Annotated in this window: 18 protein-coding genes; 14 read left to right on the top strand and 4 right to left on the bottom strand. The window is 72.3% G+C overall.

The genetic code is table 11. The features are described 5' to 3' along the window. The first annotated feature begins 149 nt into the window (after positions 1-149). On the top strand, positions 150-1,679 hold the full coding sequence (locus ABZ873_RS19130; RefSeq protein WP_360873017.1) for a UDP-N-acetylglucosamine 1-carboxyvinyltransferase: 1,530 nt from the start codon (positions 150-152) through the stop codon (positions 1,677-1,679). An 81-nt stretch (positions 1,680-1,760) separates the two neighbouring features. Here ABZ873_RS19130 and ABZ873_RS19125 read toward each other — a convergent pair whose 3' ends face one another. Beyond that, positions 1,761-2,339, bottom strand: a complete 579-nt coding sequence (locus tag ABZ873_RS19125; RefSeq protein ID WP_360873014.1) for an HD domain-containing protein — start codon at positions 2,337-2,339, stop codon at positions 1,761-1,763. A 16-nt stretch (positions 2,340-2,355) separates the two neighbouring features. Then, positions 2,356-3,435 (bottom strand): XRE family transcriptional regulator, encoded by a 1,080-nt coding sequence (locus ABZ873_RS19120; RefSeq protein WP_360873011.1) that lies wholly within the window; start codon positions 3,433-3,435, stop codon positions 2,356-2,358. A 159-nt stretch (positions 3,436-3,594) separates the two neighbouring features. On the opposite strand from ABZ873_RS19120, the gene ABZ873_RS19115 reads away from it, so the two are divergent. The 10 genes from ABZ873_RS19115 to ABZ873_RS19070 all read left to right on the top strand — a co-directional run bounded on the left by ABZ873_RS19115 (position 3,595) and on the right by ABZ873_RS19070 (position 12,493). Further along, on the top strand, positions 3,595-3,729 hold the full coding sequence (locus ABZ873_RS19115; RefSeq protein ID WP_360873008.1) for a hypothetical protein: 135 nt from the start codon (positions 3,595-3,597) through the stop codon (positions 3,727-3,729). An 88-nt stretch (positions 3,730-3,817) separates the two neighbouring features. Continuing rightward, positions 3,818-3,976 carry a hypothetical protein gene (locus ABZ873_RS19110; protein WP_360873005.1) on the top strand — a complete coding sequence of 53 codons (159 nt, stop codon included), beginning with the start codon at positions 3,818-3,820 and terminating at the stop codon, positions 3,974-3,976. Between the two features lie 118 nt (positions 3,977-4,094). Further along, complete coding sequence (locus ABZ873_RS19105) at positions 4,095-5,021, top strand: hypothetical protein (RefSeq protein ID WP_360873002.1); 927 nt, start codon at positions 4,095-4,097, stop codon at positions 5,019-5,021. Between the two features lie 11 nt (positions 5,022-5,032). Next, complete coding sequence (locus tag ABZ873_RS19100) at positions 5,033-6,253, top strand: hypothetical protein (RefSeq protein ID WP_360872999.1); 1,221 nt, start codon at positions 5,033-5,035, stop codon at positions 6,251-6,253. Positions 6,254-6,493: 240 nt separating this feature from the next. Further along, positions 6,494-7,675, top strand: a complete 1,182-nt coding sequence (locus ABZ873_RS19095) for a sensor domain-containing protein (protein WP_360872996.1) — start codon at positions 6,494-6,496, stop codon at positions 7,673-7,675. Continuing rightward, positions 7,666-8,313 carry a response regulator transcription factor gene (locus ABZ873_RS19090; RefSeq protein ID WP_360872994.1) on the top strand — a complete coding sequence of 216 codons (648 nt, stop codon included), beginning with the start codon at positions 7,666-7,668 and terminating at the stop codon, positions 8,311-8,313. The genes ABZ873_RS19095 and ABZ873_RS19090 overlap by 10 nt, the downstream gene beginning before the upstream one ends. A gap of 127 nt (positions 8,314-8,440) precedes the next feature. Beyond that, positions 8,441-9,130 (top strand): hypothetical protein, encoded by a 690-nt coding sequence (locus tag ABZ873_RS19085; RefSeq protein WP_360872991.1) that lies wholly within the window; start codon positions 8,441-8,443, stop codon positions 9,128-9,130. An 86-nt stretch (positions 9,131-9,216) separates the two neighbouring features. Further along, entirely contained in the window at positions 9,217-9,960 is a 744-nt protein-coding gene (locus tag ABZ873_RS19080; protein ID WP_360872989.1) for an ABC transporter ATP-binding protein, read from the top strand. Continuing rightward, positions 9,954-10,838 (top strand): hypothetical protein, encoded by an 885-nt coding sequence (locus ABZ873_RS19075; RefSeq protein WP_360872986.1) that lies wholly within the window; start codon positions 9,954-9,956, stop codon positions 10,836-10,838. The genes ABZ873_RS19080 and ABZ873_RS19075 overlap by 7 nt, the downstream gene beginning before the upstream one ends. Next, the gene (locus tag ABZ873_RS19070; RefSeq protein ID WP_360873080.1) at positions 10,760-12,493 is read left to right on the top strand and encodes an FtsX-like permease family protein; all 1,734 of its coding nucleotides are present in this window, start codon (positions 10,760-10,762) and stop codon (positions 12,491-12,493) included. Before ABZ873_RS19075 ends, ABZ873_RS19070 begins: the two co-directional genes overlap by 79 nt. A gap of 69 nt (positions 12,494-12,562) precedes the next feature. On the opposite strand, the gene ABZ873_RS19065 is transcribed toward ABZ873_RS19070, so the two are convergent. Beyond that, complete coding sequence (locus ABZ873_RS19065; protein WP_360872983.1) at positions 12,563-12,829, bottom strand: hypothetical protein; 267 nt, start codon at positions 12,827-12,829, stop codon at positions 12,563-12,565. Positions 12,830-13,053: 224 nt separating this feature from the next. Between ABZ873_RS19065 and ABZ873_RS19060 the strand changes: the two genes are divergently transcribed. Continuing rightward, positions 13,054-14,448, top strand: a complete 1,395-nt coding sequence (locus ABZ873_RS19060) for a cytochrome P450 (RefSeq protein WP_360872980.1) — start codon at positions 13,054-13,056, stop codon at positions 14,446-14,448. Between the two features lie 69 nt (positions 14,449-14,517). Next, the gene (locus ABZ873_RS19055; protein ID WP_360872977.1) at positions 14,518-15,039 is read left to right on the top strand and encodes an FBP domain-containing protein; all 522 of its coding nucleotides are present in this window, start codon (positions 14,518-14,520) and stop codon (positions 15,037-15,039) included. 11 nt (positions 15,040-15,050) lie between these two features. Here the strand turns inward: ABZ873_RS19055 and ABZ873_RS19050 are convergent, their stop codons facing one another. Then, the gene (locus ABZ873_RS19050) at positions 15,051-16,604 is read right to left on the bottom strand and encodes an MFS transporter (RefSeq protein WP_360872974.1); all 1,554 of its coding nucleotides are present in this window, start codon (positions 16,602-16,604) and stop codon (positions 15,051-15,053) included. An 83-nt stretch (positions 16,605-16,687) separates the two neighbouring features. Between ABZ873_RS19050 and ABZ873_RS19045 the strand changes: the two genes are divergently transcribed. Next, positions 16,688-18,748: an alpha/beta fold hydrolase gene (locus tag ABZ873_RS19045; RefSeq protein ID WP_360872971.1), complete on the top strand. Its 2,061-nt coding sequence runs from the start codon at positions 16,688-16,690 to the stop codon at positions 18,746-18,748. Positions 18,749-18,813 lie beyond the last annotated feature (65 nt).

The raw sequence follows: 18,813 nt of genomic DNA, 5'->3' as shown, positions 1-18,813 counted from the left end.
GGCGGGTGGTGGGGTGGGGGGTGGTGGGTGGGCTCACATACTCCGGGCGGAAGAATTGACGACCGGTAAGTCCCTTATGGGGGACTCGCGCCACCCGTCTGCCCCACCCGCCGCGCGCCTCATCTCATATCTGAGATACCGTGCTCCCCATGGCAGACGACTACCTCGTACGCATCGGCAAGCTCATCCGTGACGCCCGGCAACACCGGGGCTGGACACAGAGTCAGCTTGCCGACGCCCTCGGCACGAGCCAGAGTGCGGTGAACCGGATCGAGCGCGGCAACCAGAACATCAGCCTCGAAATGATCGCCCGCATCGGTGAAGCGCTCGACAGCGAGATCGTCTCCCTCGGCTACGCCGGCCCCATGCACCTGCGCGTGGTGGGCCGGCGCCGCCTCTCCGGCGCCATCGACGTCAAGACGAGCAAGAACGCGTGCGTCGCCCTGCTGTGCGCCTCACTGCTCAACAAGGGCCGTACGGTGCTGCGCCGGGTGGCGCGCATCGAGGAGGTCTACCGGCTGCTGGAGGTCCTGAACTCCATCGGCGTCCGCAGCCGCTGGATCAACGACGGGGTGGACCTGGAGCTCGTCCCGCCGGCCACCCTGGACATGGAGGCCATGGACGCGGAGGCGGCCCGCCGGACCCGGAGCATCATCATGTTCCTGGGCCCGCTGCTGCACCGGATGGAGACCTTCCGCCTCCCGTACGCCGGCGGCTGCGACCTCGGCACCCGCACCATCGAGCCGCACATGATCGCCCTGCGCCGCTTCGGCCTGGACATCACCGCGACCGAGGGCATCTACCACGCGAAGGTCGAGCCGGGCACCTCCCCGGACCGCCCGATCGTACTGACCGAGCGCGGGGACACGGTCACCGAGAACGCGCTGCTGGCCGCCGCCCGGCACGACGGCGTCACCGTCATCCGCAACGCCTCCTCCAACTACATGGTCCAGGACCTGTGCTTCTTCCTGGAGGCGCTGGGCGTCAAGGTCGAGGGCGTCGGCACCACCACCCTCACGGTGCACGGCATCCCGAACATCGACGTGGACGTGGACTACTCCCCCTCCGAGGACCCGGTCGAGGCGATGAGCCTGCTGGCCGCCGCGGTCGTCACCGAGTCGGAGCTGACGATCCGCCGGGTGCCGATCGAGTTCATGGAGATCGAGCTCGCGGTCCTGGAGGAGATGGGCCTGGACCACGACCGCTCGGCCGAGTACACGGCCGACAACGGCCGCACCCGCCTGGTCGACCTCACGGTCCGCCCCTCGAAGCTCGAAGCCCCGATCGACAAGATCCACCCGATGCCGTTCCCCGGGCTGAACATCGACAACGTCCCCTTCTTCGCGGCCATCGCCGCCGTGGCCCAGGGCCAGACCCTGATCCACGACTGGGTCTACGACAACCGCGCGATCTACCTCACCGACCTCAACCGCCTGGGCGGCCGCCTCCAACTCCTGGACCCCCACCGCGTCCTGGTGGAAGGCCCGACGCGCTGGCGCGCGGCAGAAATGATGTGCCCCCCGGCCCTCCGCCCGGCGGTGGTCGTCCTCCTGGCGATGATGGCGGCCGAGGGCACATCGGTCCTCCGCAACGTCTACGTCATCAACCGCGGCTACGAGGAACTGGCGGAACGCCTGAACTCGGTAGGCGCCCAGATCGAAATCTTCCGCGACATCTAGAGACCGAGCACACCTCCCCCTGACAGGACGCCCCCCGCCCCGGCACCGAGCCGGCCGGCGGGGGCTCCGCCGTTCCCGGGATCAGCCGAGGTACTTGTTCCGCCACTCCAGCGGGGACATGTTCAGCGCGGCCTCGGCGAGTTCACGGGCGGACGCGGTCTTGAGGCTGTTCAGCGAGGTGTCGATCCAGTCCTGGACGAGGGTGTTGCCCTGAGACCGGTACTCCACCGCCTGCACCAGGCACTCCAGCTTGTCCGCGTCCTTGGCCACGATCGCCTCCGGGCTGTCGTTGGCCTCGTACTCTTCGACCACCCGCAGCACACCGACCCGGACAGCAGGGTGCGCCCGCGCGACCTGGTCCGCGGTGACATCCACATTCTCGGCGACGTCGATGTAACGCCGTCCGATGTGCGGGATGTCCCCGATCCGCGTCTCCTGGGTGTCGTGGAACAGGCACATCAGCGCTGTCTTCGCGGGATCCACTCCCTCCATCATGGCCAGCACCGCGCCGATGATGCCCACGCGGAACGAGTGGTCGGCGATCGACTCGGGGTTGTTGTTACCGGTGAACCACCAGCCGGTCCGCTTGGCGTTCTTCATCACGCCCATCTCGAAGATGAAGCATGCGGTGCCCTGCGCGCTCGCCGTCTCGTCTGCCATCTGCTGACCTCCGGTCTCAGGTTCGATCACGAAGAACGTAATGCACAGTGGTGAGTTCGCGCCGGGACCTTCCGGAGATGACGCCCCCGTCCAACAAGCGCTCGGTACGCTCCGCCAGGTCCCGCACCAGCAGGTGGGACGCCTGCGGAAGCCACGGGTGAGCCGCGAGCAGAGCCCACATCGTGTGCACGTACAGGTCGACGTATCCGGGGGCATGGTGCAGGCCGTACGTGAGCCCTCGCAGGAGCGTGACGGGATCCCAGCCGGTGAGCTGACGGTCACGCATGAACATGTCGTCGGACTGGGGTAACGGGGTACCGCCGAGCCAATAGGCCCAGTAGTTCAGATTCGCCGCCTCGCCCGCGTCGTCGTCCACGAGCGCCCGCTCGATGAAGTCGAGCAGCGGCACCGGATCACCCAACCGCGCGAGGGCAGTCGCCGTCGAACGCGCTTCGGCCCACTGCGGCGTCCACCCTCGTCGGGCGAGCAGCCCCCGCCGGGCATGCAGCGCCTGCGCCGTCCATGCTGCCGCCTCCGCACTCTTGTCGTACGAGGTCAGGTAAAGGGCCTGACGGTGCAGAAGCGCCCCTCGGGATTCCGTCCGGGGGGCCGCTTCCGCCGTGGTCCGAAGTCGTTGGAAGAACGCCAGCCGGTCGGGGACGGGGAGGAGGGGTGAAGCCGCTGCCGGCCCCCTGCGGCGTGGGGACGGGACGCCGGAAAGGGACGGCGGGCGAATCCCGGTGAGCGCCCAGGCGAGCATGTGGGCGGTGTCCCGGGTGTGAACCCACTCGGCCAGCGGGTGCGGCCCCTCGGTCGGTTGAAGCGTGGCCGCAATGATCCGGTCCGCGTCCATAGCCGCGTCGAGCAGCGCGACGACCATCGCGTCCGCTCCCCGCGCGACCAGCCTCCGCCGCAGCCCCAGCAGATCCGCCGCCCGCATATGTGCCACCGGACGCCGGCCCGACTCCCAGCCCTGCACCGTGGCGAGGTCCACGCACAGGGCCTCTGCCATGCCCGACTGGGTGAGTGGCACCGATTCCCGGGCGGTACGCAGCACGAAGCCCGCGATCGTGCCGGTGATCGGTCTCGTGGCCATCGCGCTCCCCAGTACGGCCCGCCGTAACGCGTACCCACAGTCAGTCCTACCGCACGCAGAGCGACCGTACGTTCATCTCGCGGGATCGACCAGCCCCGGGGGGCAGCCCTACCCCACCGTCCCTGCGCCCCGCTGCGACCACCCGGAGAGGAGCGCTCGATGCCCGGCCCCGAACTCCCCAGCCGTCCCCTGGACCGACAGCGCGAAGACCAGCCCGAGCCCGTCCCCACCCACGTGTGGGTGCGCTCCGTCGGCGGTGGCGTCCAACACCTCGCGCACATCGAGCCTGCCTGACACCCACACACTCCCGCTCCATCGTTCCTGTGGCCGGGGCGGGCGCATCACCCCATCACCACTCACGTACACCAAAGGGAGCATCACCATGTCCGACACCATCCAGGTCAACCACCTCACGCGCCGTCTGGACCACTCGGTCCCCGACGGCGACTTCACACCCGCGCCGACCGTCGAGTGCCTGACCCGACGCCTGGACCACTCCGTCCCGGACGGCGACTTCGCGCCGGAGACACCTGCCGTCTGACCGCGGCACCGGACCGAGCGAGCTGACTGATGGCATCGCGGGGCGTCTCGGCACAACGTTCCGGGGCGCCCCGCACCCATCCCCGCCACCCGCACACCGCGACCAAGGAGAGCCCACATTGGAGAACACCATCGCCACCCGCGTCGAGGCCGGCTCCTTCTTCGACCTCGGCCGGAAGGATCCAGCGCTGATCCGCCTGCGCGAGACCGACTGCGAGCAGGCCCTGCCGTTCGCCCTCATGGAACGTCTTGTGAAGTCGGGCGTGCCCTACGCCGAGCACTCCCGCTCCCTGACCAGCGAGACCGTGGACGTAGCCGGAGCCCGCATCCACTGGTTCAGCGCCGAGCTGCCCGAATCCATCGCCCGCGAAATCAGCCTGGCCGATTACGAGATCGTCCCGCACACCGACGAGCGCCGAACCGCGCTGACCGCAGCACTGGAGCGCCTGGCTTCGGTCCACCCTGACGGCTTCGCCCAGCTCCGGGAGTTCGTACGGGCCCTGCTGTGGGTGGGCCTCAAGCCCGGCGTCCGCGCCTCGTCCCTGACCAGCTCCAGCGACCCGGCACTCCCGTACGTCATCACGTTCTCCGAGAAGGCCCGGCACCACATCCCGCCGAACACCGTCAGCGAGGAGCCGTCCCCCCTCTTCCTGGCGGAGAACCTGCTGCATGAGGCCGTACACCAGTCGGTGAGCTTCCACGTCCTCCAGCACCAGGTCTTCGCCGATGAGTACTCCTCCAAGACGTCCCCCAGGATCGAAATCGCGTGGCGCGCCGCGCAAGGGGTGCCCCGAAACCAGTTCTGGGAGGTGGACCGGGCCTTCCACGCGACGTGCGTGTACAACCAGCTCCTGCGTTTCCGTCGCATCGAACTCGACCGCGACGATCTGAACGCCAACGAGCGCGCGAGCATCCGGGCCGCCTACGACGAAGGCATGTCGGCCGTCCGCTACCTCATGGGCCGGCTCGAACTCCTCCGTGAGCATTTCACCCGGCACGGCCAGGAGCTGCTGGCCGACCTGCGCCACCGGACCGACGAGCTGTAGAGGAGGGGCGGATGCTTCAACACCTCATCACCCAGGACGATGCCTTGCGCATGGTCCCCACCGACCATGCCGCGCTGGCGGCGGCCGTCGAGAAGATCCGCGGGGAACTCCGGTTGCTTCCCGACGGCACGGATGCCGCCAGATCCCGCGTCCTGGCGCGGTGGACCGGAATCGGCCTGATGACCTTGGGCCACCACGACCAGGCACGCCTGTTCCTGCGCAAGGCGCTCGACCTCGCCATGGCCGACGGAAACTCCCGGGCCGTCATCGCCACCGGACTCAACCTCGCTGACGCCCACCGCTATGCCGGTGACACCCGGACCGGTGACAAGCTCTACCGGAGGGCGCTGGAGGCCGCCCGGAGCCAGCATCCGGAACTCGTCGACTTCGCCCTTCAGCACCTCGGCAAGCACCTGATGGAGCAGGGCAGTCTCGTCGAGGCCCGCGCCCACCTGCGGGAAGCGCTGCGACTGCGCACCTCCAAGGGAGACCCCGGGCTGATCGAATCCACCCAGTCAGCAGTCGACCGCGTCGAACTGCTGATCAGCCGGGCGGAAGCGGCACACTGGAGCCGTTGCTGGACCGCATGGCTCCAGGCCCGGAGCACGACCCGGACCCCGGCCGGGTGGGAAACCGGATTCCCCGCCATCCGGGACGCCGTCCGCGACCTCACCGCCCACGAGCGGGTCCGTCCCCGTCACCTGCGCGAGCAGCCGTTCCCCGCCGAGCTGCTCGCAGCCATGGCGGAGGAGGCCGAGAAGACGCTGGCCTCTGAGGGGTACGTGCACAACGGCAAGTGGAACGCTGCTGTCGGCGACGCGGCGAACCTCTTCGCCGGGCAGGTCGATCTCGCCGCCCTCGTATCGCAGGCCACCGGCCTGGAGGTCGAGCAGCCCCACACCGGCGTCTACATCGCCTACGTGGAAGAAGGACAGTTCCTCGACTTCCACGTGGACGAATTCGGCTTCGGGGAGGCGAACCTGATCCTGTGCCTCAAGCACGAGCGTCCCCCCGCGACCCCCACCGCGAGCTGCACCGTCTTCATCACCGCCCATGGCTACCGCGCATACGACCTCGCACCGGGAGACTGCGTCGTCTTCGACGGAGCCCTCACACCGCACGGCCGCACCGCCGTCGGCGCCGGGGAGCGCGTCATCCTCGTCAGCTTCGGCTTCCACGCCAGTGCCCACGCCCCGCGGACGGCCCACCACTTCCCCCCGGTGCCGCGCTGACCACGGGATCCAGTAGAGCGCTCCCCAGGACGCGCCCTGGCCGACCGGTCATGTCATGGTGATCGACAACCTCCCGGTCGCCGTGTCGGGCTGAGCGGCTCGGAGGTGGTCTGGCGGAGTGGCTGGGGGCAGAGAGGAGTGGGGTGGGTGGCGGTGGCCGGGGTGAAGGGGGTGATGTCGCGGCGGGGCCTGTGATCCGGGGCGTTGTGGGGTGGTTGTGCGCACCTTGCGGCTGATGGGGTGATTGCCCTGGCCGCCGTGGTTGTGCTGTTCGGGCTGGTGGCCGGGGTGTTGCTGGTGCCCGTCGCGTTGTCCGGGGTGCCTGTGGTGGTGGCCGCGGGGTGGGCTCTGGGGCGGCTTGCGGCTCTGGAGCGCCGCCGCTTCGCCGCGACCTGCCGGGTCGAGATCCCGGCGCCGCCCCATGTGCCACCGGCCGGGCCGATGCTGCCCGCGCTGCGCTCGCTGATGCGCGACCGCTGCGCGTGGCGGGAGCTCGGGTACTTCGTCGCGCTGATCCCGGTGTCGGTGGTCACCGGAGTGGGGGTGGCGCTGGCCTGGGCCGTGCCGCTCACGCTCGTGGCGCTGCCCGGCTACTACGACCGGCTGCCCCGCGGCCGGGCGGCCCTCGGCCCGGTCTCCGTGGACGGGTTCGGGGAGTCCCTGGTGGTCGCCGTGGCCGCCGTACTGTTCGGGGTGTTCGTGTCGCCCGCCCTGGTGCGGGCCCTGACGGCGCTCGACGCCGCGCTCGGGCGGGCCCTGCTGGCGCCGCCCCGGGATCTCGAACTGACCGAGCGCGTCGTGCAACTGACGTCCAGCCGGGACCTGTTGCTCGCCGCCGTCGAGGCGGAACGCAAGAGGATCGAGCGCGATCTGCACGACGGGGCCCAGCAGCGGCTGGTGGCCGTGGCGATGACGCTGGGCAGGGTGGTGTCCCGTCTGCGCAAGTCGGGAGACGAGGCGACGCGGGAGATCGTGGAGGGTGCCCGCGAGGACGCCCGCGCTGCCATCACCGAGCTGCGGGAACTGGCCCGGGGCCTGCACCCTCCCGTGCTCAGCGACCGCGGTCTGGGCGCCGCGCTCACCGCGGTGGCGGCCCGCGCACCCGTACCCGTCACCGTGGACGTACGGGCGGAGCCGCGGCCGCCGGCCGCCGTCGAGGCGGCGGCCTACTTCGTGGTGACGGAGGCGCTGACCAACGTCGCCAAGCACGCCGGGGCCTCCCGGGCCTGGGTGGAGATCCGCCGGGACGGCGACCGGCTCCGTGTGATCATCGGTGACGACGGTGCGGGCGGGGCGGATCCGGCCCGCGGCACGGGACTGGCCGGGCTGGCCGGGCGGGTCGCGGGGATCGACGGCACGCTGACCGTCACCAGCCCTCCCGGCGGACCGACCCTGATCGAAGTGGATGTGCAATGCGGGTAGTGATCGCCGAGGATTCCGCCTTGTTGCGGCAGGGCATGGTGCTGCTGCTGGGCGAGGAGGGATTCGAGGTCGTGGCCGCGGTCGGCGACGGCGAGGCCCTGCTGGCCGCCGTGGCGGAACACCGCCCGGACGTCTGTGTCGTGGACGTCCGGATGCCGCCGAGCTTCGTCGACGAGGGGCTGCGCGCGGCCCTGGAGATCCGCGGCCGCTGGCCCGGGACCGGGGTCCTGGTGCTCTCCCAGTACGTGGAGGAGCGCTACGCCTTCGACCTCGTGGGCGAGAACAGCGGCGGGATCGGCTACCTCCTCAAGGACCGGGTCTCCGACGTGGACGACTTCGTCCAGACCCTGGAACGGGTGCGGGCGGGCGAGACCGTGCTCGACCCCGAGGTCGTCAAGCAGTTGCTGACCCGCAGCCGCCGGCAGGACCCGCTGACGGCGCTGACGGCCCGGGAGCGCGAGGTACTGGCGCTGATGGCCGAGGGCGAGTCCAACGCGGCCATCGCGACGGCCCTGACGATCACACACAGCGCGGTGGGCAAGCACATCAACAACATCTTCGCGAAGCTGGACCTGCCGAAGGAGGACGGCGGCGGGCACCGGCGCGTCCTCGCCGTCCTGCGCTACCTGGGAGCCTGACATCCTTACGTCGGCCCGTCCCCCGGAACCGGCACGCCCAACGGCACGCCCGGAGCCACCCCGTCCGGCATCGTCCAGGGAGCGCCGTTGGGCCGTAGGCGGCGGTCTGGCGCTGCTGGTCCTCACCGTGTCCTGCGCCTGCCTGGGCATCGTCGCCCTGCTCGCCGCCCCCCGCGGGTTCGACCAGGCGCTGCAGGCCGATGCCGCGGGCAGTGCCCTGCTGGAGGTCGCGACCGAGGGCACCGCCGTCTCCCTGCGGCCGGGCACCGACTCCGCGGTACGGGTCTCCGCGAGGGGCACCTGGTCCGGGCCGCGGCCCGAGGTGTCCGTCGGCTCGGGGGACGGCCGGGTCACGGTCCGGGCCGCCTGCCGCACGGGCTGCTCCCTGCGGCTGGACATCGCGGTCCCGGCCGGTCTGGCCGCCCGGCTCAGCGCGGGCTCCGGTGCGATCACCGCCAGCGGCCTCGCCAGCCCGCTCGACCTGCGGACGGGCACCGGGACCATCGACGTCCGCGGTGCGGCCGGCCCCGTGGGGCTGCGTACCGAATCCGGCACCGCCACCCTCGCCGACAGCCGCTCCCCCCAGGTGTCCGTGGTGACCTCCCGGGGAGCGGTGCGGGGGGACTTCGCCGAACCGCCCGTCGCGCTCGACGTGGTCACGGACACCGGCGCGGTCGATCTCTCGCTGCCCGCGGGTACGGAGTACGCCGTCGAGACCCACAGCGACACGGCCCCGATGATCTCCCTCCCGGTCAACCGCACGGCCCGGCACGCCGTGACCGTACGCACCGGCAAGGGCGGAATCCGCATCCACTGACCCCCCTGGGGGTGGTGCAGGCACCACCCCCAGGACTGAGCCGCGGTTCATTGTCCGGCGATGGACCGGAAGGTGTACTTACCGACATGACCGTCACACGATTCGGTGTCGAACTCCGCTCCGTCGCAAAGACCTACCGTTCCGGACCCGAGCCCGTCGTGGGCCTCGACCGGGTGAGCCTCGGCTTCCCGGCCGGCACCTTCACCGCCATCATGGGGCCGTCCGGCTCCGGGAAGTCGACGCTGCTGCGCGCGGCCGCGGGCCTGGAGTCCATCGACAGCGGGACCGTACTCGTCGGCGGCACCGAACTGGGCGGTCTGGGCGACCGCGAACTGACTCTGCTGCGCCGCGAGAAGATCGGCTTCGTCTTCCAGTCGTTCAACCTCCTGCCCTCCCTGACGGCCGCTCAGAACGTCGCCCTCCCCCTCAAGCTCGCGGGTCACCGGCCCAAGAAGTCCGAGGTACTGGCCGCGCTCACCTCGGTCGGCCTGGCCGACCGGCACCGGCACCGGCCCGGCGAGCTGTCCGGCGGCCAGCAGCAGCGCGTGGCCATCGCGCGGGCGCTGATCAGCCGGCCCGCGGTCGTCCTCGCCGACGAGCCGACGGGCGCCCTGGACACCAGGAGCGGGCGCGAAGTACTCGGCCTGCTGCGTGCCTTGGCCGACGACGGCGAGCGCGCGGTGGTCATGGTGACGCACGACCCGGTCGCCGCCTCGTACGCGGACCGCGTCGTCTTCCTCACCGACGGCCGGATCGCCGGCTCGCTGGAGGCCCCGACGCCCGAGCAGGTGGCCGCCCGTATGACCAGCCTGGAGGCCGTCGCATGCTGAGCGTCGCCTTCGCCACCCTGCGCGTGCGCTGGGTGTCCTTCGTCGGCACCTTCGTCGCGCTCGCCTTCGGTGTCGGGCTGATGGCGACGGCGATCCCGGTGATCGCCGCGACCGGCAGCGTCGTGGACTCCGCCCGGCAGCGCTGGTCCGAGGCGCCGGTGGTCGTCGTACCGAACAGCACGATCGACGTCGTCGGCACGTCCGGTCAGGCGCAGAGCACGGCCCTGCCCCAGCAGCCGGGCCTGTCACCGCAGCTGGTGGCGGCCGTGGCCGCGACCGGCCGGGTCGTCGAGGACCACAGTTTCTACGCCCAGCTCCAGGGCGGGCCCAAGGACCAGGTGGGGCGCGGCTGGTCGGCGCACGAGGCCGGCGGCTACCGCCTGGCGGCCGGCCGCCCGCCCGCCGCGGAGGACGAGCTCGTGGTGGGCGGTGGTGACGCCGCGCTCATCGGGAAGCAGCTGCGCCTGACGACCGGTACGGGGCCGCGCACCGCCACCGTCACCGGTGTCACCGGCGAAGTCCCCTTCGAGCACGCGCTGTTCTTCGCGGACGCCACGGCGGCGCGCCTCTCCCCCGCCGTCGATGCCCTGGCCGCCTACGGGCCGGCCGAGGAGGTACGCAAGGCCGTGGCCGCGGCCGGTGGCGCCCGCGTCTCCGTCCTGACCGGCAGCGAGCGAGCGGCCGCCGACCCCCACACCTCGTCCTGCTGGCCCAGATGGACAGCGTGGACACCCCGCTCGGTCTGGCGGCCGGCGTGGCCGGTTTTGTCGCGGTCTTCGTCGTCGCCGGGACCTTCGCGCTGTCGATCGCGCAGCGCCGCCGGGAGCTGGCCCTGCTGCGGCTGGTCGGATCGACCCGGCGCCAGCTGCGCCGCGTGATCTGGTGCGAGGCCGTACTCGTGGGCGTACTCGCCTCGGCCGCGGGCGCCCTGATGGGCCTGGCCGGTGCCCCGCTGGCCCGGAACTGGCTGGTCGACCACGCGATCGTCACCCCGGACTTCACGGTGCCGGTGCCCTGGTGGGCGCTGCTGAGCGCCGCGGGCATCGGCATGGTCACCGCGCTGGCCGGCATCATGGTCTCCTCCGTACGGGCCGGCCGGGTCGCCCCCGGCGAGGCGCTGCGGGACGCGGCGGTCGAACGGAGCTCCCGGGCCGGGAACCTGGTGCGATGGGTGCTCGGCGGGCTCGCACTGGCCGCGGGCGTCGCCGCCGTCTCCGGTACGGCCGCCATGCAGCCGGAGGCCGGCTCGAACGCCGCCGCCTCGGCCTCCCTGTGCCTGCTGGTCGTCGGCGCGTGCGTCACCCTGGCCGGGGTGGTCGCCGGCCCCCTGATCCGGTTCCTGACGGCGCTGCCCACCGCGGTCGCCCGGCGCCGCGACCCCGACGCCGAGGAGGCGGGCGGTGTCGTGTGGACGACCGCCCGGCAGAGCGCGCTGACCGCGTTCCGCCGCACGGCCGCCACCAGTACCCCGGTGGTGATCGTGATCAGCCTCGCCGGCTGCCTGCTGGGCACGATCAACACCATCAACGCCGCCCAGGTCAGCAACGTCCGCCAGCAGCTCTCCCGTGCGGACTTCGTCGTCTCGCCGGCCGGTACGCCGGGCCTGAGCCGGACGGTGGTCGAGCGGGTGCGGTCCGTACCCGGGGTCACGACCCTGGTCAGCACGCCGACGACGCTGCTGGCCGACCGCGGCCCCAAGCCCGCGGTCGCCCGCTCGGCGGCCGCCGTGGACGCGGCGGCGCTGGAGTCCCTGGCCGCGCTGAAGGTGTCCGAGGGCACGCTCTCGGACCTGGGCCCCGAGTCCGTCGTGGTGAGCAGCGTCTGGCCGGGTTCCCCGCACGCCGGTGAGACGATCCGGCTCTGGCTCGCGGACGGCACCCCGAAGGAGCTGCGGGTCGCCGCCGTACTGGCACCGGGCAACGACGGCGTACGGGCCTACGTGGACTCCGCGTACGCGGGCTCCGGCCTGCCCGGCCGGATCACCGTACGGGTGCGGGAGGGAGCGGACCGCGCGGGCGCGGCGGCGGCACTGGAGGCGGCCGTGCACGGTCTGGGGGCCCGGGTGAGCACGCCCGACGAGGTCTCGGCCGCGGCCACCGACGCCAACGCGGAGAGCTCCCGCAACGGCATGCTGATGATCCTCGGCCTGTCGGTCCTGTACGCGCTGCTGGCTCTGGCCAACACCCTCGTGATGACGGTCAGCGACCGCCGCCGCGAGCTGGCGATGCTCCGGCTCGCGGGCGCCACCCGGGGGCAGGTGCTCCGCGCGGTGACGGTGGAGACGCTGATGTGCGTCGCGGCGGGCGCCGTGATCGGCGCGGCCGCCTCGGCCATCAGCATCACCGGCTCATGGGCGGCCCTGACCCGGCTGGTCGGCGAGACCCCGGCGATGGTGCCGTGGCTCCCGCTCGCCGAACTGCTCGCCGCGAGCGCCGCCGTCGCCCTGACGGCAGCCGTCCTCCCCGCAGCCCTGGCCCTCCGCCTCGGCAACGGCCGCGGCATCCTGGCGGGCATCACGGGCGAGGCGGGCTGACGCGCCCGGTGCGGTCGGCCACCGCGCCGCCTTGACGCAGCGGTGCGCTGTTGAGCACGCCGGGGAGCCTCAGCCTGCTCGGCGGTGTCTCAGTTCGGTGAGCCAGTCGTGCAGTTGGGCCTCTTCATGCAGGTAGGTGTCGGGGGTGTCGCCACGGAGGTCGATTCCGTGGAGGAGGCCCAGGGCCCACCAGGAGGTTTCGTCCCAGTCGAGGGTGTCGTCCTTCACCCACCGGCCCGCCCAGCGGTCGGCCTCGTCCCTGGTCAGGGTGCCGTTGAGCAGGGCGGTGAAGCGTTGCTCGATCTCGTCGAGGGTGGGCTGGGGGGTGGGGTGCATCGGCTGAGCATAGTCGTCGCTTCGGGTCAGTGGACGACGTCGAGGATTTGTTTGCTGAGACCTCGTCCAGCGTGCGGAGGAGGGCGGAGGGGCGTGGAACTCATCGGGGTCGGCCAGAACTTCCTATCGGATTCGGCCGGAAAGCGCGGGAGGTCTCGCCAGCCCGTCGGGGCGGCGGCAGAATCGGGCTTCGGTGGCGGAGGGTGACGGAGGATGGGGTGGTCATGGCCGTTGGGGCGGATGCGGGTGTCGGTGCGGGCGCGGGTGCGGAGGTGCCGGTGCTCGGCGGGGTGCCCCTGCTGGGGTCGCTGCCCGACCTGAAAGCGGACTCCCTCGGGACCTATCTGCGGGCGCAGCACCAGCACGGGGACGTCGTACGGATCGACGCCGGGCCCCCCGGCCTGCGCGCCGAGCTGTACTGCGTGTTCTCCCCCGAGGGCGCACAGCAGGTGCTGGCCTCGGAGTCCGCCAACTTCCGCAAGGACAACCACTTCTACCAGGAGGTCCGGGAGTCCTTCGGCAACGGCCTGCTGACCGCCCAGGACGGCGACTACCTGCGCCAGCGCCGCCTGGTGCAGCCGCTGTTCACGCGGCGCCGGGTCGACGGGTACGCGGGGGCCGTCGCCGCCGAGACCGCCGCGGTGCTCGACGGCTGGGCCGGTGCCCCGGACGGCGTGGTCGACGTATCCGACCAGATGATGCACCTGGCCCTGCGCGCCGTCGCCCGGATCCTCTTCGGCACCGATGTCGAGACCACCGCCGATGTCGTGGCCCGGTCCTTCCCCGTGATCACGGAGTACGTGCTGCGCCGCGGCTACTCCCCCGCCAACATCCCCCGTACGTGGCCCACCCCGGGCAACCGCCGGGCGGCCGCCGCGCTGGACGAGCTGTACGGGGTCTGCGACCAGATCATCGAGCAGCGGCGGCGGGGCGGCTCGGAGGCCGCCGGCGAGGATCTGCTGACGCTGCTCGCCGCCGCCCGCAGCGCGGACGACCGGGAGTTCGACGCCGCCGAGCTGCGCGACCAGGTGCTGATCTTCCTGCTCGCCGGGCACGAGACCACCGCGACCTCGCTCTGCTTCGCCCTGCATCTGCTGGCCCGCCATCCCGAGCAGCAGGACCTGGCCCGCGCGGAGGTCTCCCGCGTGCTGGGGGCGCGTACGCCCGAGGCCGCGGACCTCGACCGGCTGCCGTTCCTCGGGCAGGTGGTCAAGGAGGCCATGCGGCTCTACCCGGCCGCGCCGGTCATCGGCCGCAAGTCCGTCGCCGCCACCCGCATCGCCGGGTACGCCGTGCCCGCGGGCGCGGACGTGATCCTCGCGCCGTGGGTGACGCACCGCCACCCGGCGCACTGGCCGGACCCGGACCGCTTCGACCCGGGCCGGTTCACCCCGGAGGCGGAGGCGGGGCGGCCGCGGTACGCGTGGTTCCCCTTCGGCGGCGGGCCGCGCGCCTGCATCGGGCAGCACTTCTCGATGCTGGAGTCGGTGCTCGCGCTGGCGATGATCCTGCGCGCCTACGCGTTCGAGGCGGTGGACACCGAGATCCCGGTCAGCGCCGGGATCACCCTGCGGACGGAGGGCCCGGCCCGCTGCCGGGTCCGGCGCCTCGACGCGTAGGGCGCCCGCGGACCGGGTGTCCGATATCGGGATGCGGGCGGCCGCGGGCGGGACGTAGGGTCGACGCCCGTGGAAGCACTCAGCGAGAAACAGATCCGCGCGTCCTTCGTGAACTGCACCAAGGGGGACGCGGCACGCCTGCGCCTGCCGCTCGACTTCGCCGCGACCCCCTGGGCGGACCTGGACTTCCTGGGCTGGGTCGACCCCGGGGCGCCGCTGCGGGCGCATCTGGTGGTGCCGCGCGCGGAGGGGCCGCTCGGGATCTCCCTGCGCGTGCCCTCCGTGGGCCGGACCAGCGCGGTGAAGTCCAGCCTGTGCCAGCTCTGCCTGACCGGGCACGCCTCCTCCGGGGTCACCCTGCTCGCCGCTCCGCTGGCGGGGGCGCGCGGCCGCGAGGGCAATACGGTCGGCACGTACGTCTGCGCCGACCTGGCCTGCTCCCTGTACGTACGGGGCAAGCGCGTGCCGAAGCTGCGGGCGGGACGGCAGGAGGAGTCGCTGACGGTGGAGGAGCGGGTGGCGCGCCTCATGGACCATCTGAACGCCTTCGTGGCGCGGGTCACGGCCGGGGCCGACATCGCCCGGAGGTGACTCGGGGTGACTCAGGTGCGGTCGGCCGCCGGTGCGTGGTTGCCCTGGAGCCGTTCGAGGTCGGAGGGCCGGACCTGGATCACGAACAGCGCGATCGCCGCCCCGACCAGCGTGAACAGCGCCGCCACCACGAAGGCGTGGCTGATGCCCGAGGTCAGCACCTGGTCACTCCACGGCTTCGGGAACTGCCCGGTCCTCTGGAAGTACGCCTTCTCCACGGGCCCGGCGGTGCCCAGGAAGTCCGGTATCAGGCTCTTCGCCTCGTTGCGGCTGGCCGTGCCGAAGACGGTGACCAGGATGGACAGGCCGAGGGAGCCGCCCACCTGCTGGGTGGCGTTCAGCAGTCCGGAGGCGGCGCCCGACTCCCGGTCCGGGACGTTGGACAGCGCCATCAGCGTCAGCGACACGAACTGCAGGCCCATGCCGAGGGCGAAGAAGAGCATCGGGCCGAGCACGCTGCCGAGGTACGTCGAGTGCACATCGGTCTGCGTCAGCCAGGCGAGGCCCACCGCCGAGGACAGCGCGCCGATGACCATGAACGGCTTCGGCCCGAACTTCGGCAGCAGCCGCGCGGTGACGCCCGCGCCCACCGCGATCACCACGCTGACCGGCAGGAAGGCGAGCCCCGCCTGGATCGGGCTGAACCCCAGCACGATCTGCACGAAGAGGGTCAGGAAGAAGAACATGCCGAAGATCGCGCAGGCGAGCATGAGCATGATGCCGTAGGTCCCGGCGCGGTTGCGGTCGGCGAACATGTGCAGCGGCGTGATCGGCTGCGGCGAGCGGCGCTCGTTGAGGATGAAGAGGGACAGCAGGACCACGGCGGCGCCGAAGGAGCCGAGGGTGACGGGGTCGCGCCAGCCCTCCTGCGAGGCGCGGATGAAGCCGTACACGAGGGCGACCATGCCGAGGGTGGACAGCAGCGCGCCCGCGAGGTCGAAGTGCCCGGCGTGGCGCGCGGACTCGCGCAGCACCCGGGAGGCGAGGACCGCGATCACGACGGCGATGGGGACGTTGACGAAGAGCACCCAGCGCCAGTCGAGCAGTTCGACGAGGATCCCGCCCGCGAGCAGGCCGATGGCGCCGCCGGCGGCCGAGACCCCGGCGAATACGCCGAAGGCCCGGTTCCGGTCGGGCCCTTCGCGGAAGGTGGTGGTGATCAGCGCGAGGGCGGTCGGCGAGGCGATGGCGCCGCCGACGCCCTGGAGGGCCCGCGCGGCCATCAACTGGCCCTCGTTCTGGGCGAGTCCGCCGAGGAGGGAGGCCAGGCCGAAGAGCAGGACGCCGAAGATGAAGACGCGTTTGCGGCCGAGGATGTCGCCGGTGCGGCCGCCGAGGAGCAGCAGCCCGCCGAAGGCGAGGGTGTAGGCGTTGACGACCCAGGACAGGCTCTCGGTGGAGAAGTCGAGCGCGCTCTGGATGTGCGGGAGGGCGATGTTCACGATCGTGATGTCGAGAACGACCATCAGTTGACAGGACGCGATGACGAAGAGGGCGAGTCCGTTGCCGCTGCCTCGGCCCGTGCCGTCGGTCCCGGTGCTGCTCGGCTGTGCGTTCGGGTCCACCCTTTCGACGCTAAGCCCGTGCCCCGGGGGTCACCACTCGAACAGCCTAGTGGTGGTGACATTTCACATGTCACACTACGATCATGGATGACTTCCTCAGGCTCTCCGCCAGCACGGCACGGTTCACCCACGGAGCCCCGCGGGCACTGACCTTCGGGGACGAGGGCCGGCTGCTCTGGTTCCTCCGTTCGGCCGGTCCGACCGACCCGTTCGACAGCCTCTGGGTGCTCGACACCACCACCGGCGCCGAGACCCGGCTTGCCGATCCCCGCGCCCTGTGCCCCGAGCCCGGCCCCCTCCCCGAGGCCGAGCGCCGGCTGCGCGAGCGGACCCGGCTCGTCGCCGCCGGCATCGGCTCCTACGCCCTCTCCGGCGACGGCCTGCACGCCGCCTTCGCCCTGTACGGACGCCTGTACGCGGTCACCGCACGCACCGACGCGGCCCCCGAGGAGATCCCCGCCGCCGGACCGGCCCTGGACCCGCGCCCCAACGCCGACGGCTCGCGCACCGCCTACGTCTCCGACGACGCCCTGTACGTCGCACCGGGCGGCCGGATCAGCCCCGACGACGGAGCCCGCTGGGGCCTGGCCGAATTCGCCGCCGCCGAGGAACTGGGCCGCTCCCGCGGCCACTGGTGGTCCCCCGACGGCGCCACCCTGCTCGCCGCCCGCGTCGACGAGACCGGCCTCCAGCGGCGGTACTTCACCGACCCCGCGCACCCCGAGCTGCCGCCCGAGGACTTCGCCTACCCCGAGGCGGGCGGGCCCAACGCCGACGTCCAGCTGTGGGTGCTCCGCCCCGACGGCAGCCGGACCCGCCTGGAGTGGGACGCCGCCGCCCACCCCTATGTCTCCGACGCCGGCTGGGAGTCGGCCGAGGAGATCCTGCTCACCGTGCAGGACCGGCTCCAGCGCACCGTCCTCCTGCTCTCCGCCGACCCGGTCACCGGCCGCACCCGCGAGCTCTCCCGCACCACCCACCCCCTGTGGGTGGACCCCGATGTCGCGGGCACCCCCGCCCGCCTCCCCGACGGGCGCGTACTGACCGTCACCGACACCCCGAGCGGCGCCGCGCGCGGCCTCGCCGTGGACGGCGTACCCCTCACCGGTGACGAGCTCCAGGTCCGCGGCGTGGCCGGGCTCCACGGGGGCCGGCTGCTCATCGAGGCCGCGCTGCGCGACCCGGCCGAGCAGCAGGTGCTGCTGCTCGACACCACCACCGGGGAGACCGCCCCGCTCGCCGACGGGCCCGGCGTGCACACCGTGTCCGCCTCCGCCGGGGCCCTGCTGCTGACCACCGCCGACGCCGACGGGGTACGGCGCGTCCTGCGCACCGCCGACGACCGCGAGTTCACCCCCGCCGACCTGTCCGAACCGCTGCCCTACCGGGTCGTCCCCGTGCTGGAGCGGGTCACCGAGCACGCGATCCCCACCGCGCTCGTCCTGCCCCGCGGCCACGCCCCCGGCCGCAAGCTGCCCGTCCTCATGGACAGCTACGGCGGCCCCTGCGCCCAGGACGTCACCGCCGACCCGCGCCGCTGGCAGCACCGCCAGTGGTGGGCCGACCAGGGCTTCGCCGTGGTGACCGTCGACAACCGCGGCACCGCCTACGTCTCCCCCGCGCACACCCAGGCCATGTACCGCGGCTTCTCCGAGGTCACCCTGGAGGACCAGGTGGCCGCCCTGCAAGCGCTGGCCGCCCGCCACGAGGACCTCGACCTCGGCCGGGTCGGTATCCGCGGCTGGTCCTACGGCGGCTACCTCGCGGCGATGGCCGTACTGCGCCGCCCCGACGTCTTCCACGCGGCGGCCGCCGGGGCCGCGCCCACCGACTTCCGGCACTACGACACCGCGTACACCGAGCGGTACCTCGGGCTGCCGCAGGAGAACCCGGAGGTGTACGAGCGGGACTCCCTGCTGCCCGACGCCCCGAAGCTGTCCCGGCCGCTGCTCCTGGTCACCGGGCTCGCCGACGACAACGTGCACCCCTCGCACACCCTGCGCCTGTCCGAGGCGCTGACGGACGCGGGCCGCCCCCACCAGCTCCTCGCCCTGCCCGGGGTCACCCATATGACGCCCGGCGGCACCCGGGAGAAGATCATGGCGCTGGAGCTGGAGTTCTTCCGCCGCGAACTCGGCCTGTAGAGGCCGGAGAAGGCGTACGGGGCCCCGGACCGGTGGTGACCGGTCCGGGGCCCCGCCCTTCTTCC

It is taken from the genome of Streptomyces sp. NPDC047014, from assembly GCF_040644195.1.
Taxonomy (GTDB): domain Bacteria; phylum Actinomycetota; class Actinomycetes; order Streptomycetales; family Streptomycetaceae; genus Streptomyces.
This window is presented reverse-complemented; position numbering and strand designations above follow the sequence as displayed.

What these genes read in the sequence shown, in the direction of transcription:
- ABZ873_RS19130 (WP_360873017.1), top strand. Translation starts at nt 150, where the DNA reads ATGGCAGACGACTACCTCGTACGCATCGGCAAGCTCATCCGTGACGCC.
- ABZ873_RS19125 (WP_360873014.1), bottom strand. Translation starts at nt 2,339, where the DNA reads ATGGCAGACGAGACGGCGAGCGCGCAGGGCACCGCATGCTTCATCTTC.
- ABZ873_RS19120 (WP_360873011.1), bottom strand. Translation starts at nt 3,435, where the DNA reads ATGGCCACGAGACCGATCACCGGCACGATCGCGGGCTTCGTGCTGCGT.
- ABZ873_RS19115 (WP_360873008.1), top strand. Translation starts at nt 3,595, where the DNA reads ATGCCCGGCCCCGAACTCCCCAGCCGTCCCCTGGACCGACAGCGCGAA.
- ABZ873_RS19110 (WP_360873005.1), top strand. Translation starts at nt 3,818, where the DNA reads ATGTCCGACACCATCCAGGTCAACCACCTCACGCGCCGTCTGGACCAC.
- ABZ873_RS19100 (WP_360872999.1), top strand. Translation starts at nt 5,033, where the DNA reads ATGCTTCAACACCTCATCACCCAGGACGATGCCTTGCGCATGGTCCCC.
- ABZ873_RS19090 (WP_360872994.1), top strand. Translation starts at nt 7,666, where the DNA reads ATGCGGGTAGTGATCGCCGAGGATTCCGCCTTGTTGCGGCAGGGCATG.
- ABZ873_RS19080 (WP_360872989.1), top strand. Translation starts at nt 9,217, where the DNA reads ATGACCGTCACACGATTCGGTGTCGAACTCCGCTCCGTCGCAAAGACC.
- ABZ873_RS19075 (WP_360872986.1), top strand. Translation starts at nt 9,954, where the DNA reads ATGCTGAGCGTCGCCTTCGCCACCCTGCGCGTGCGCTGGGTGTCCTTC.
- ABZ873_RS19065 (WP_360872983.1), bottom strand. Translation starts at nt 12,829, where the DNA reads ATGCACCCCACCCCCCAGCCCACCCTCGACGAGATCGAGCAACGCTTC.
- ABZ873_RS19060 (WP_360872980.1), top strand. Translation starts at nt 13,054, where the DNA reads ATGGCCGTTGGGGCGGATGCGGGTGTCGGTGCGGGCGCGGGTGCGGAG.
- ABZ873_RS19045 (WP_360872971.1), top strand. Translation starts at nt 16,688, where the DNA reads ATGGATGACTTCCTCAGGCTCTCCGCCAGCACGGCACGGTTCACCCAC.